At 74.9% G+C, this 13645-nt stretch carries 12 protein-coding genes; 5 read left to right on the top strand and 7 right to left on the bottom strand.

Translation table 11 applies throughout. From position 1 onward, the window contains the following. Nucleotides 1–418 precede the first annotated feature (418 nt). The 4 genes from PATMI_RS0115235 to PATMI_RS0115220 all read right to left on the bottom strand — a co-directional run bounded on the left by PATMI_RS0115235 (nt 419) and on the right by PATMI_RS0115220 (nt 6287). The gene (locus tag PATMI_RS0115235; RefSeq protein WP_026911510.1) at nt 419–3073 is read right to left on the bottom strand and encodes a polynucleotide kinase-phosphatase; all 2655 of its coding nucleotides are present in this window, start codon (nt 3071–3073) and stop codon (nt 419–421) included. Then, the gene (locus PATMI_RS30495) at nt 3070–4500 is read right to left on the bottom strand and encodes a 3' terminal RNA ribose 2'-O-methyltransferase Hen1 (RefSeq protein ID WP_051471732.1); all 1431 of its coding nucleotides are present in this window, start codon (nt 4498–4500) and stop codon (nt 3070–3072) included. The genes PATMI_RS0115235 and PATMI_RS30495 overlap by 4 nt, the downstream gene beginning before the upstream one ends. 101 nt (nt 4501–4601) lie before the next feature. After that, nucleotides 4602–5387, bottom strand: coding sequence for an alpha/beta fold hydrolase (locus tag PATMI_RS0115225; RefSeq protein WP_026911509.1), 786 nt, complete (start codon nt 5385–5387; stop codon nt 4602–4604). Between the two features lie 111 nt (nt 5388–5498). Then, the gene (locus tag PATMI_RS0115220; RefSeq protein ID WP_026911508.1) at nt 5499–6287 is read right to left on the bottom strand and encodes an alpha/beta fold hydrolase; all 789 of its coding nucleotides are present in this window, start codon (nt 6285–6287) and stop codon (nt 5499–5501) included. A 255-nt stretch (nt 6288–6542) separates the two neighbouring features. On the opposite strand from PATMI_RS0115220, the gene PATMI_RS0115215 reads away from it, so the two are divergent. From PATMI_RS0115215 to PATMI_RS30490, 4 genes are all read left to right on the top strand, one after another. Further along, complete coding sequence (locus tag PATMI_RS0115215; protein ID WP_051471730.1) at nt 6543–8546, top strand: CASTOR/POLLUX-related putative ion channel; 2004 nt, start codon at nt 6543–6545, stop codon at nt 8544–8546. Between the two features lie 65 nt (nt 8547–8611). Beyond that, on the top strand, nt 8612–8908 hold the full coding sequence (locus tag PATMI_RS0115210) for a hypothetical protein (RefSeq protein ID WP_026911506.1): 297 nt from the start codon (nt 8612–8614) through the stop codon (nt 8906–8908). 126 nt (nt 8909–9034) lie between these two features. After that, nucleotides 9035–9379: a nuclear transport factor 2-like protein gene (locus PATMI_RS0115205; protein WP_026911505.1), complete on the top strand. Its 345-nt coding sequence runs from the start codon at nt 9035–9037 to the stop codon at nt 9377–9379. A 44-nt stretch (nt 9380–9423) separates the two neighbouring features. Next, on the top strand, nt 9424–9606 hold the full coding sequence (locus tag PATMI_RS30490) for a ribbon-helix-helix protein, CopG family (protein WP_036725947.1): 183 nt from the start codon (nt 9424–9426) through the stop codon (nt 9604–9606). Nucleotides 9607–9766: 160 nt separating this feature from the next. On the opposite strand, the gene PATMI_RS0115195 is transcribed toward PATMI_RS30490, so the two are convergent. The 3 genes from PATMI_RS0115195 to PATMI_RS0115185 all read right to left on the bottom strand — a co-directional run bounded on the left by PATMI_RS0115195 (nt 9767) and on the right by PATMI_RS0115185 (nt 12276). Next, nucleotides 9767–10804, bottom strand: a complete 1038-nt coding sequence (locus PATMI_RS0115195; protein ID WP_026911504.1) for a hypothetical protein — start codon at nt 10802–10804, stop codon at nt 9767–9769. A 94-nt stretch (nt 10805–10898) separates the two neighbouring features. Then, a complete protein-coding gene (locus tag PATMI_RS0115190) occupies nt 10899–11123 on the bottom strand; it encodes a DUF1653 domain-containing protein (RefSeq protein ID WP_026911503.1) in 225 nt (74 codons plus the stop codon). Nucleotides 11124–11127: 4 nt separating this feature from the next. After that, nucleotides 11128–12276 carry an aldo/keto reductase gene (locus PATMI_RS0115185; protein WP_026911502.1) on the bottom strand — a complete coding sequence of 383 codons (1149 nt, stop codon included), beginning with the start codon at nt 12274–12276 and terminating at the stop codon, nt 11128–11130. 79 nt (nt 12277–12355) lie between these two features. Here PATMI_RS0115185 and PATMI_RS0115180 point away from each other — a divergent pair, with 79 nt between their 5' ends. After that, entirely contained in the window at nt 12356–13639 is a 1284-nt protein-coding gene (locus PATMI_RS0115180) for a TIM44-like domain-containing protein (protein ID WP_036725944.1), read from the top strand. Nucleotides 13640–13645 lie beyond the last annotated feature (6 nt).

Raw genomic sequence — 13645 nt, 5'->3', positions numbered from 1 at the left:
CTTCGGCCGCTCCGGCGGCCACGCAGGACCCGACGCCCGGCACCTCGTGCCGGGCGTTCGTCGTTCCGGGGTTCGTCGTTCCGGGGGTTCGTCGTTCTGCCGGGACGCGCGTAGGGGCCGGCGCGCGGGGTGCTGAAATGCGCGCCGGGCTCACCGCGGCGGCGCGGGTGGCGTGCATTCCTGCGGTCACAGCGCAGGAACGGGCGCCGGCGCACACCGACCGGCGGCCGGGGTGGCGTGCATTCCTGCGCTCCCAGCGCAGGAACGGACGCCGGCCCTCACGTCCGGACCTGGTGGCGTGCGTTCCTGCGGTCACGTCACGGGGACGGGCGCCGACGCTCACCGGCGGGTCGGGTGGCTCACCGACGGGTCGGGAGGCGTTCGTTCAGCGAGAACCCGTCGCCTCGAGCAAGGTCCCCTACAGCCGCGGGTCGACCGGGTCGCTCTCGAGGGCGAGGACCGCGAACACGCACTCGTGGACGCGGTGCAGCGGCTCGCGGCGGACGAACCGCTCCAGAGCCTCGACGCCCAGGGCGAACTCGCGGGAGGCCAGCGACCGTTTGCGTCCCAGGCCGCGCGAGCGCAGCCGGTCGATCTGGCCTGGGTCGGCGTACTCGGGCCCGTAGACGATCCGCAGGTACTCGCGGCCGCGACACTTGATGCCGACCTGGGCGAAGCCCTTCGCCGTCGGGGACAGGAAGCCACGCGGTTTGACGACCATCCCCTCGCCCCCGGACGCGGTCAGCTCCTCCCACCAGGCGATCGCGACCCCGCGGCTCTCGTCGTCGGCGACGTCCACGATCCGCCGACCCGTCGGCGCGATCCAGTCCGGATCGGCCGCGGCGAGCCGGTCGCAGCGCTCGAGGTGCCAGTCGTGCGGCCGGTCGACGAAGACGCCCGACTCGGCGGCGAGCAGGTGGAACGGCGCGAGCCGCAGGTCCTCGACGCCCGCCACGTCGCCGACGTAACGCGAGTAGGCGGCGACGTACCGCTCGACGTGGTCGAGGCGCGTCCGCTCGGCGGCCAGGAGGTCGCCCACGTCGATCCCGCGGGCGGCGACCCGCTCCAGGGTCGCGATCGTTGCGCCGAGCCCGGCGCGCCCGGCCGACCCGACCGCCGCGTACTGGCGGCGGATCAGGTCCCCGGCCTTCGCCGACCACGGGAGGATCTCGGCGTCCAGCAGCAGCCAGCCGGTGTCGAGCTCGTCCCACAGACCCGCCGCGCCGACGGCGGCCCGGACGCGCGCGAGGGCCTCCTCGGTGGCCGCGGCGTCCTCGAGGAACGCCCGGCCGGTGCGGGTGTGGATCGTGCCCGTGCTGCCGTCCGTGATCCCGAACCGCTCGCGCGCGACGTCGGCGTCGCGGCAGACGACCACGATCGCGCGGGAGCCCATGTGCTTCTCCTCGCAGACGACCTCGGCGACGCCGGCGGCCCGGTACTCGTCGAACGCCTGGTCGGGGTGCTCGAGCAGGTCCGGGCGCCGCGAGGTCGCGGGCGGGGCCATCGTCGGCGGCAGGTGGATCAGCCACCGCGGATCGATCGCGAAACGGCCCATGACCTCGAGCGCGGCCGCGGCCTGCTCCTCGCGGACCGTGACGTTCCGCGCCAGGCGGGTCTCGACGATCCGCCGCCCGGCGACGTCGGCCATGTCGAGCGCGAACGCCGACCGGGGCACGGCGGCCGTGGCGAAGGCGCCGGCCGAGGCCGAGGCCGGGGACGGCGCCGCGCCGTCCTGCGTGGTCCCGGTCGCCGCCGCGCCGGCGGACGCGGCTTCGCCGTCCGTGCCGTGGCCGGACGGCGCGTACGTCTCCCCCAGCGGCCGCGCCGGCTCCGCCCACGTCCGTGCCGCAGGGACGCTCACGAGCTCGCGCTCCGGCCAGCGCAGCGCGGTCAGCCGGCCGCCGAAGACGCAGCCGGTGTCGATGTTGATCGTGCGGTTGACCCAGACCGGGTCGGCCACCGGGGTGTGGCCGTAGACCACCGTGGCGGATCCGCGGTAGTCGGCGGCCCAGTCCAGGCGGATCGGCAGCCCGAGCTCGTCGGTGCCGCCCGTCGTCTCGCCGTAGAGCGCGAAGTCGCGGACGCGGGAGGACGAGCGGCCCTGGTACGCCTGCTTCATCCCGGCGTGGGCGACGACGAGCTCGCCGCCGTCGAGGACGACGTGGCTGACGAGCCCGGCGAGGAACTCCCGGGCGCGCTCGCGGAACGCCGCGGACTCCCCCGCGAGCTGCTCCAGCGTCTCCGCCAGGCCGTGGGCGATCCGGACGTTGCGGCCCCCGAGCTTGCGGGCGAGCTTCTCGTCGTGGTTGCCCGGCACGCACAGCGCGTGCCCGGCCTCCGTCATCGACATCGCGAGGGCGAGCACCGCCGGCGACGCGGGGCCGCGATCGACGAGGTCGCCGACGAAGATCGCGCGGCGCCCCTCCGGCGGCACCGCGGTCCGCGCCCCGGGATCGACGGCGTAGCCGAGCTCGCGCAGCAGCAGGACGAGCTCGTCGAAGCAGCCGTGCACGTCGCCGACGACGTCGAACGGCCCGGTCTCGGTGCGGCGGTCCGTCCACAGCGGCGTGCGGACGATCTCGCAGGCGTCGACCTCCTCCGGCGTCCGCAGCGTGAAGACCCGGTGGAAGCCCTCCTTGCGCAGGCGCTTCATCGACCGCTCGAGCTGCGCGCGCTGTCGGCCGACGACGTGGCGCCCGAAGTCGCGATCGGGCCGCAGGGCGTTGCGCTCGTGGCAGACCGACGCGGGCGGGTCCAGGACGACCGCGACGGCGAACAGGTCGTGCCGGCGGGCCAGCTCGAGCAGCGGCTTCCGCGACTCCCGTTGGACGTTCGTGGCGTCGACGACGGTCAGGCGCGGCTGCGCGAGGCGTCGTTCGGCGATGTACCGCAGGACGGCGAACGCGTCCTCCGACGCGGCCTGGTCGTTCTCGTCGTCGGCGACGAGCCCGCGGCAGACGTCGGAGGAGACCGTCTCCGTCGGCAGGAAGTGGCGGCGCGCGAACGTGCTCTTGCCGGAGCCGGAGGCGCCGATCAGGACGACGAGGGAGGGGTCGGGCAGCTCGATCCTCATCGGGTCGCCCCCGTCGCCCCGCCGACGCCCGCGGCGCCGGAGCGGCCGGCCCGCGTGAACACCGCCATCTGCGTCGGCGCGCCGACCTCGTCGTCGACCTCTCCCACGGGGTGGTGGACGACGGCGTATCCGTGCTCGGCGCAGACGGCCGTCGTCCACGTCGCGAACTCGGCGCGGGTCCACTCGAAGCGGTGGTCGGGGTGCCGCATCGCGCCGGCGGGCAGGGACTCCCACCGGACGTTGTACTCGGCGTTCGGCGTCGTTACGACGACCGTGCCCGGCCGCGCGACGCCGAAGACGTTCGCCGTCAGCGCGCCCAGGCGGTCGGCGTCGAGGTGCTCGATCACCTCGACGAGCGCGGCGGCGTCGAAGCCCTGCAGGCGCCGGTCGCGGTAGGTCAGCGCGGTCTGCCAGAGCGCGATCCGCGCCCGCTGGGCCTCGTGGAGCTCGTCGAGGCGGAGCCTGCGGTGCGCGATCTCCAGCGTGCGGTGCGAGACATCGGCGCCGACCACGAGGTCGTAGTCGTCCTTCAGCAGGCGTCGGAGCAGCGCGCCGGGCCCGCAGCCGAGGTCCAGGACGCGTCGGGCACCCGACGCCTTCAGCGCCCCCTGGACGGCCTCGAGGCGGTGCTCGCGCAGCGCCGTCCTGCGCGCCTGCGTTGGGATGGCCTCGTCACCAGTCGCGCCAGCCTCCGGGTCCGGGTCGTCCTCCGCCAGCGTGGCCAGCGCCGGGTGGACGAGCCGCGCCTGGTGCTTCAGCGAGCGGCGGACGATCAGGTCGCGCTCGGGGTGGTCGCCCAGCCAGCCCTCGCCGCGGCGCAGGAGCTTCTCGATCTCGGTGTCGTCGACCCAGTAGTGCTTCTCGCCGTCGAGCACCGGCAGCAGGACGTAGAGGTGCGTGAGGAGCTGCGACAGCCGCGTCGTCGCAGTCAGCCGCAGGCCGACGTGCGGCGCTGCACCCCACTCCGGGTGCGCGTCGTCGAGCGGGACCGGCGTCACCTCGACCGCGTAGCCAAGGGGCTCGAAGAGCCGGCGGACCAGGCGCTCGCCGCCGCGGGCGGGCACGGCGGGCAGCTCCGCGACGAGCGGGATCGCGGTGGCGGCGAGCTCCTCGTGGCCGCGGCAGGTCCCCGCCATCGCGCTCTTGAACACGGTCACGAGCGCGACCGCGAGGAACGACGACGCGACGTACGGCCGGTCGTTGACGTACTCCGCCAGCGCGAACCCGCCCTGTCCGCGCCGGACCAGACCGACGGGGTCGACGTCGAGGACCAGCGCGGCGGTGCAGCGCTCCTCGGTCGCCTCGGGGTAGGCGACGTGGACCTCGCCGAACGGCACCGAGAACCGCTGATGGCGGTCGGGGTGCTTGTGGAGGAGGAACCCGAGGTCGGTCGCCGGGCGGTGGGTGGTCGTCAGGGTCAGCAGCACGCGCGGCCGAGGCTACCGCGCGCCCTGCCGCCGGTTCGCGGGTCGAGCGGCCCTGCGGATCGGGCGTCCGGTTCGAGCCCCGGGGTCGCGCGGACCTCAGGTCAGTCCAGGAACGAACGCAGGGCCTCGCCGAGCGCGGGGGCCACGGCCACCGAGCCGTGGTCGTTCTCGGGGAGCAGCACGAACCGGCAGTTCGGGATCAGCGCCGCGGTCTCCTCGAGGAGGGGCACCGGGTAGTGCTCGTCCCGGCCCCCGGCGACCAGGAGCGTCGGCGCGGTGATCGTCGGCAGCGCGGCCAGGTCGAACGCGTCCTCGGCCTCGATCGTGGTCGCGAGGTCCTCGAGGGCCGCGTGGCGGGGGAAGCGCCCGGGCCCGAGCAGCGCGGCGGCGGCGGCCGTGAGCCGGCGACCGCCCCGCGGGACGAGGCCGGCGGCGACGTCGCCGTAGGACCGCGCCGGCCCGCCGGCCCGCACCACGCGGGCGGTCCGCGCCTGGGTCTCCCGCGTGTACGGGCTGAGTCGACAGCCCGTGGAGACGAGCACCAGCCGCCGCACGACGTCGGGGTGCTCGGCGGCGACCTGCTGCGCGATGGTGCCGCCGGTCGAGAACCCCGCGAGGTCGACGGGGCCGCCGAACGCGTCGTCCATTGCGGCGGCCAGCTCGGCGGCGAGGTCGGCCATCGTCATCCCGCGCGGCAGGCCCGGCCTGCGGTTGACGAAGTGGACGGTGCCGACCGTGGCGAACCGCGCGATCGGCGGCAGGTGCCCACGCCGGGTCGGGCCGTCGACGCCGACCTGCGTGGAGAGCCCGCCGAGCAGCACCAGCGGCGGGCCGTCCCCCGCGGTCAGGGCCGGGAACGCTCCGAGGGTCGTGCGCTGCACCCGCATCCGCGGGACCCTCGCACACGCGGACGCGGCGCGGACGACACCGGGGACGCACGACGCGACCGGCACCGGGCCGCACGGGGCGGACCAGGCGGCGGCAGCGGCGGCGCGCCCTCAGGCGAGGAAGGTCGCGACCGTCGCCGGCAGCGACGGCGCCGAGAGGACGCCCACGTGTCCCCGGCGCGGGTGGAGGTCCAGCCGGCTGTCCGGGATCAACGCCAGCGTCTCGTCGACCAGGGGACGCGGGTAGAAGACGTCGCGGCCGCCGGCGACCAGCAGGGTCGGCGCGGTGATCGTCGCGAGCGGCGCCAGGTCGAACGCGTCCTCCGCCTCGATCGTCGTCGCCATGTCGGCGAGGTCCGACGGGTCCGGGAAGAGCCGCGGGCCGGCGAGCCAGGCCGCCGCGGCGGTCAGCCGACCGACCGGTCCCGGGGCGAGGTCGCGTCCCAGCTCGGCGAACGCCCGCCGGGGCCGGCCCGCCCGGACGGCCGCGGCGGCGCGGGCCTGTTCGGCGCGGGCCCGCGGGCTGAGCCGGCACGCGGTGCACAGGAGGACGAGGCGCCGCACCACGTCGGGGTGGTCCGCGGCGAGCTGCTGCGCGAGGCTCCCGCCGGTCGACAGGCCCGCGAGGTCGACCGGCTCCTCGAACGCGGACCGGATCGCGTCGGCGTGCTCGGCGGCGAGGTCGGCCATGGTGCTGCCGCGCGGGAGACCGCGGCGGCGGTTGACGTAGTGGACGTCGGCCCCCGCCGCGAACGGTCGCATCGCGGCCCGGTGGGTCGAGCGCATGGCGCGGCCGTCGACGCCGACGTCCGGGGACAGGCCGGCGAGGACGACCAGCGGTCGCCCCGCCCCCGTGCGAAGCGCCGGGAACGCCCCGACCGTGGTGCGCCGGACCTCCATCCTCGGGACGGTCGCAGATCGGACGGCCGGGATGCACGTCCGAGGCGCCGTCCCGACCGCGGTCCGGCACGTCTGCCACCGCAGAGGTGGCACACGTGCAAGACCTCCGGCGCGACGTGCCCGCGCCCCGCCGCCACACCGCGTCCGCCCCGCCCGCCACGCCCCGCGTCCGCCCCGAACCGGCCCGATCGACCCTCCGTCCATCGCGGGCGCCTCCGGCCGACCACCGTCCCCGACCGCGAGTAGGGTGCGCCGATGTCGCGCACCGGCCGTCAGACACGGGAGCGCCTCACGACGCGCTCCGCCAAGGACCCGGGACCGCCTGCGGCGGACGCCCGCTCAGCGGCGCGGCGCCGACCACAACCACAGGGCGCCGCGTCCCTGAAGGAGCGCCTGCGGTACCGGTTCGACAACAGCATGTCCCGGGGGCCGTCGGCGCTCGTCGGCTGGCTGGCGGTCGCGACGCTCGTCCTGATCGTCGTCTTCAGCCTGCTCGTCCTGCTGACGCAGGTCGCGCCGTCGACCGACGACGGCGAGCGCCCCGGCGTCCGGCAGCAGCTCTTCAACAGCCTGATGCACGCGCTCGATCCCGGCACGGTCGCCGGCGACTCGGGCTCGTGGCGGTTCCTCCTGACGATGCTCGCGCTGACGATCGCCGGGCTGTTCGTCGTGTCGGCCCTGATCGGCGTCATCGCGACCGCCATCGACACCCGCCTGATGGAGCTGCGCCGCGGCCGCTCACGGGTGCTCGAGGAGGACCACACGCTGATCCTCGGCTGGTCCGACGCGGTGATGACGATCCTGCGCGAGCTGTCGATCGCGAACGAGAGCCGGAAGAAGCCGTGCGTCGTGATCCTCGCCCCCCGCGACAAGGTCGAGATGGAGGAGGAGATCCGCGAGCGCGCGGGCGACCTGCGCGGCACCCGCGTGATCTGCCGCACCGGCTCGCCGATCGACGTCACCGACCTGAAGATCGGCAGCCACGAGCAGGCGCGCTCGATCATCGTCCTGGCCCCCGACGGCGACGAGCCCGACAGCGAGGCGATCAAGACCCTGCTGGCGCTCACGCACGTCCCGCGCACCGGCGACCGCCCGCTGCACGTCGTCGTCGAGATCGAGGACCCGGCCTACCTCGAGGCCGCGCGGATGGTGGCCGGCCAGGGCGTCGTCATCGTCAACAAGCGCGAGACGGTCGCGCGCCTGATCGTGCAGACGTCCCGCCAGTCCGGCGCCGCGATGGTCTACACCGAGCTCTTCGACTTCGACGGCGACGAGATCTACTTCCACGACGAGCCACGGCTGTCGCAGGGCACCTACGGCGACGCGCTCATGGGGTACGAGGACTGCTCGGTGATCGGGTACGCCGACGCCGACGGTGCGGTGCGCCTGAATCCGCCGATGGACACGCCGCTGGACGGCCGCGAGCTCGTCGTCATCGCGGAGGACGACTCGGCGCTGGTCGGGGCCCGCGGAGCCGTCGGCGTCGTCGACGAGCAGGCGGTCGTCGCCATCCCGCCGCGGCCCGAGCCGCCGTCGCGCATCCTCGTGCTCGGGTGGAACGAGCGCGCGGCGAGCGTCATCACCGAGCTCGACGAGTACGCCTCCCCCGGTTCGCGGCTGTCGGTCGTGTCCGAGTTCGGCGAGCCCGCGATCCCCGCCGTCAGGAACCTCGCGGTCGACGTGGCGCACGGCCGCACGACCGACCGCGCGACGCTCGACGGCCTCGAGGTCCAGGAGCACGACCAGGTGATCGTGCTCTGCTACTCCGACGACCTCGAGATCCAGCGCGCGGACTCGCGCACCCTGGTGACGCTGCTCCACCTGCGGGAGATCGCGGCGCTGGACCCGCAGGGGCGCAAGCCGGCGATCGTCAGCGAGATGCTCGACGACCGCAACCGCGCGCTCGCGCAGGTGGCGGAGGTCGACGACGTCATCGTGTCGGACGAGATCCTCAGCCTGATCCTCGCCCAGATCTCCGAGGAGGTCCGCCTCGACGCGGTCTTCACCGACCTCCTGGACGCCGACGGCTCCGAGATCTACCTGCGCCCCGCCGCCGAGTACGTGGCGATCGGTCGCGAGGTGACCTACGCGACCGTCGTCGACGCGGCCCGCAGGCGCGGCGAGACCGCGATCGGCTACCGCGACGCGAGCGAGGTCCGCAACCCCGTCGCGGCCTATGGCGTCCGGGTCAACCCGCCGAAGGCGACCGTCCTGACCCCGGACCAGGCCGACCGCGTCGTGGTGCTGGCCGAGGACTGAGCCGCGACGCGGCCCCGGAGCCCCTCCCTGGCGGGCCGGGGCGGGCGTCTGCCTACACTCGCCACGTGAGCATTAAGCGCGGATTCTCCGATTCCGAGCCTGTCGGCCGCCAGGCCCGGGCGCGCGCGGACCGGCGGGACAGCCACGTCGGGGCGATGGGGTACGGGACGCTCGCGTGCCCCTCCTGCGACGCCCCGGTCTCCCCCGGTCCCGGCCCACGCTCGCCCTCCGACGCGCTGGCGTGCCCCGTGTGCGACCACGCCGGGCGCATCCGCGACTTCCTCTCGATGGCCGCCCCGGTCCGTCCGGCGCGCGTCGAGGTCCGGCTCGTCGCCGGGCCGCGGTGGGCCGTGCGGCGCTGAACGGCGCGGCGCGAGGCCCGGTGGAACGCCCGCGGACGAGCGTCCGCGAAGGCCGCGCCGGGCCGGACCGATGAGTCCGGGCGCCCCGCGGGGTCGGAGACCACAGACCCCCGACCCGGGAGCACCATGACCACGCCCGATCCCCTCCAGGTCGTCCGCGACTGCTTCACCGCGTTCTCGACCGCCGACCGCGACCTCGTCGAGCGCCGCCTCGCCGACGACCTCGTCTTCTCCGCCCCGCCGGACGTCGGCATCGACCGCGCCGGGTACTTCGAGCGTTGCTGGCCGGGCGCCGGCGGGGTGTCGACGTTCTCGTACGTCCGGCAGGCCGAGATCGGCGGCGGCGAGGTCGTCACGACCTACGAGGCCACCCGCGCCGACGGCACCCGGTTCCGCAACACCGAGATCCACCACGTGGTCGGCGAGCAGGTCGACCGCATCGAGGTCTACTTCGGCTGGGACCTCGACTGACGGGCGACTGGCCCGGTGACACCACCGGCGATACCATCGTCCTCATGGCCGTGACCCTGCGCCTCACGGACGACGAGACGGAGGCCCTGCGCCGGCGCGCCGAGCGCGAGTCGCGTTCGATGCAGGAGGTCGCGCGTCAGGCGATCCGCGCGCGCTCGTCGACGGGAACGAGCGGCTGGCGCTCGCCGGCACCTTCGCGTTCCTCGGCGTCAACGGCCGGCGCCTGACGCTGAGCAACGACGAGGCCTACGACCTGATCGTCGCGGTGGCCACGGGCGAGCTGGAGGAGATCTCGGAGATCGCCGATCGGCTGGCGCACGGCACCGGGCCGCGCTGACCGCCCACGGCCGGGCGCCGGCGGGCGGACGGACGGCCGACCGCGCGGTCCTACGGGTAGAGCGGCGCGGTCCAGCCCAGGGTGTTGGCGCCGGTGGCGTCCTTGCCGCGGGTCAGGAGGCGCCCGGTCGCCGGGTCGTAGGCCGGTGCGAGGAGGAAGCCGTCGTCGTCGGCGTCCGCGCCTGCGGTGACGACCCGCGCCTTGCCGCCCGCGATCGGCGTGCGGGTCGCGCGCGGGCCGGTCGGGAAGCCGCCCTGGTAGGTGACGAACGCGCTGCGGTCCTGCGTGAAACCGGCGCCGTAGGTCGGCGAGTAGCCGCCGTCCGACGCGTACGTCAGACCGGCGCGCTTCCAGGTGCCGCGCGGGGTGCCGAACGCCCACTCGTCGCGCGCGAACACGCCGGAGCCGTCGTGCACCGGACGCACCGTCTGCACCGCGACGCGGTTGCGGTCGGCCACCACGGCCTCCCACGACTCGCCGCGGCGCGACGTGCGGACCTTCTTCGCGGGCCCGATCGAGGTGCCCGTGAGCGTGGCGCTCCAGAGGCTCGCGGTGCTCCGCGACGTCGTCCTCTTCGGGTGCACGGTGTAGTACCAGCGGCCGTTGTCGAGGGCGACGCCGCCGACCGGCAGGCCCTGGCGGGTGCTCGAGATCGTGCGGACCGCGCCGGTGTCGAGCCGCACGAGGCGGATCGTGGGGCTCCCTTCGCGCGGGACCGCGACGACGGCGGCGACGGGCGTCCCGTCCTTCGCGGTGCCGACCTCGAGCTGGACCACGCCGGACTCGGGCGGGCCGGGGAGCGTCGCGACGGGGACCGCGGCGCCCACCCTGAGCGTCGACAGCACGACCGAGCCGTCGGTGGCGCCGGGCTGCTGGGTGACCCAGACGGTCTGGCGGTTGCCGACGGACGCCAGGACGTTCGTGGTGCCGATGATGGTCTGCAGCGGCTGCTGCACCGTGGGCGGCGCGGCCGCGGCGCCGGCCGACGCGGCGCCGGCGAGCGCGAGGAGGGTGGTGCTCGCGACGGCGGCCGGGATGACGCGGCGACGCGTGGGACGAGGTGACGGGGTGCTGCTGGTGGGGGACATGCCGATAGGAACCGGCGGCACGCCCGGAAGTTGCACCACTCAATCGACGGCCACCGCGAGCGTCGACCGCCGGGCCGCCGGCTCGACCGCCGGGTCAGGCGTCCCCGACCCGCGCGAACCGCGGCAGCACCTCGCCGTCGACCGTCACCGTCTCCACGAACATGGCCTTCGGGCGGACCCAGAGGCCGTGCTCGCCGTAGAGCTGGCGGTAGACGACGAGGACCTCCTCGGTCTCGCTGTGGCGCGCCTCGAACAGGACCTCGTACTCGGGGCCCTTGTAGTGGCGGTAGCGGCCGGGGGCGACCGGCGCGTCGTCCATCGGCTCAGGCCGTCGTCTTGACGAGCTGCTGGTCGGGGTCGATGCCCCAGCGCCGCGCGGCCTGCAGCTCCGGCGTCCCGATCGCCCAGGCGTCGGGCTGCTCGTCGCCCTCGAAGACCGGCGAGGCGCCCTTCAGCGCCATCGACCCGGAGTTGTCCCCCAGGTGCGTGATCCGCTCGATCTCGGTCGGGGCCAGGCGGATCTCGGCGGGCAGCGCGGCGAGCTCGAGCTTCTTGCCGCCGATCGGCTTCGGCGCGACGTCGAGGCTGCCCGGCAGCTCCTGGATCAGCGTCGGCACGACGCACGAGACGGCCGGCTGCGCGAGCGCCCACTGGGCGGCGGTCTGCATCGGCGTGAGGCCTCGGGCCTTGCCGATCGCCGCGACCTGGTCGACGATCTTCAGGCCGCGCTGCACCCAGCCGTCGGGCCGGTAGCGCCGGTGGTCCTGGTCGCCCATCGGGGTGTCGGCGCGCAGGTCGCCCCAGAAGATGCCGCCGTAGTCGACGACGCGCGTGAGCACCTGCACCTCGTGCTGCTCGCACGCCTCGAGCACCAGCCGGCCGGGCCACGGCTCGAGCGGCCCGAGGATCACCATCGCCCAGTCGATGCGGTCGCCGAAGCGCTCGAGGCAGTTCAGGATGTCCAGCGTGAAGCCGTTGGCGGGGCCGGGCGCGATGCCGATCGCGTCCGCGAGACCGTCGTCCTTCAGGACCTGCATCGCGTCCCAGACGACCTCCGACGTGTAGCCGATGCGGTCGGGGTTGTGGAGCATCAGGAGGTCGAAGCGGTCGGTGCCGCAGCGCTCCAGGCTGGCCTCGGTCGCGCGGCGCAGGTAGTCGGCGTAGCCGTCCTCGCCGCGGAGCGCCGGGTCGGTGAACCGGGGAAAGCCCTTGGCCCCGCGACGCTCGCCGTCGACGAAGTCGTGCCCGACGGCGCCGACGATCCGGACGTCGGAGCGCCGCTCGCCCTCGATCGCGCGGGCGACGAGCCGGTCGCCCTCTCCCGTCCCGTAGACGTCGGCCGTCACGATCGTGCGCAGCCGGCCCTCCGGGCGCAGCAGCTCGACGAGCTCGTCCTCGGAGAGCTCCTGCCCGTAGTGCATGAACCGGCCACCGCTCCAGGCGCCGAGCGCCGCGTGTCCCAAGTCGACCATGCACCCAGCGTACGACGCCGGTGGAACCGTCGTCCGCCCGGCACCCACGGCCGCCGCCCGACCGAGCAGAATGCCCGGCGTGTCCGTCCTCGCCGCCGTGCTCACCCATCCGGTCCTCGCCCAGGCCGGGTCCGGCTCGTCCGGCTTCTCCGGGGGTGGCGGGGGCGGCGGCGGAGGCGGCTTCTCGGGCGGCGGCTCGTCCGGATCGGGCTCCGGCAGCCTCGGGTTCGGTGGCGTGCTGGTCATCGTGCTCGTCGTGCTCGTCATCGGCGGTGGCGCGGCCTGGGGCGCGTGGAAGGCGAAGCAGCGCCGCGAGGCCCGCGACCGCCGCGACGCCGAGGTCCGGACGGGCGCCGCCCAGGCCGTCGAGGACGACGCGGCCTTCGACGCCGACGCCCTCGTCGTCCACGCCAAGCAGCTCGTCCGTGAGGTCCAGCGCGCGTGGGACCGCCGTGATCGCACCGCCCTGCGCACGTTCATCGGCGGCGACCTCCTGACCGAGTGGATCCGCCGGCTCGACGACTTCGACGAGAAGAAGTGGCACAACCGCGTGCAGGTCAAGGGGGATCCGGAGGTCCGGCTGATCACGATCGAGAACCGCCGCGACGACGCCGACGACCGCGTCGTCGTCCACCTGGAGGTCCCGATGGACAGCTGGGTGAACACCCCGCAGGGCAAGAAGTACCCGGACGGGAAGGACGGCCCCCGCATCACGCTGTCCGAGTACTGGACGCTCGCCAAGCACGACGGCACCTGGCAGCTGATCTCGATCGAGGGCGAGGAGGAGGGCGGCCACCACCTGACGTCGAAGATGATCCTCGAACCCTCCGACGACCCCGACCTGGCGGCGGCGACCCGCACCGAGCTCGCGACCGGCGACGCCGCCGCGGGTTCCGTGGCCGGCCTCGTCGCGACGGGCTTCGCCGACGACGCCCGCGCGGCCGCCCTGGACCTCTCGCTCGTCGACGACCGCTGGAGCCCCGACGTCCTCGAGATCGCGGTCGACCGTGCGATCGCCGCGTGGGCGACCGCCGTCGACGGTCCCGACGAGGACCTCGAGCGCCTCGCCGAGCCCGCGGCCGTGCAGCGCCTCCTCCACGGATCCGACACGAGCGGGAAGACCCGCACGGTCGTCCGCGGGCCGCGCCTCGAGCAGGCGACGATCACCCGCGTGACCGACGAGGGCGAGCGCGGCACGATGTCGGTCGACCTCCGCTACCGCGCCCGCTGGTACCGCGAGGACCGCGACACCGCCGCCGTGCTCGAGGGCTCGAAGGACGACGAGCGCGTCCGCACCGACGCGTGGACGTTCGCCCTGACCGACGACGCCGAAGACCCCTGGCGGCTCGTGGCGGTGGGCTGAGCGAGA

This window comes from Patulibacter minatonensis DSM 18081, assembly GCF_000519325.1.
Taxonomy (GTDB): domain Bacteria; phylum Actinomycetota; class Thermoleophilia; order Solirubrobacterales; family Solirubrobacteraceae; genus Patulibacter; species Patulibacter minatonensis.
The sequence above is the reverse complement of the archived record's forward strand: the minus strand, read 5'-3'. Positions and strand labels throughout refer to the sequence as shown.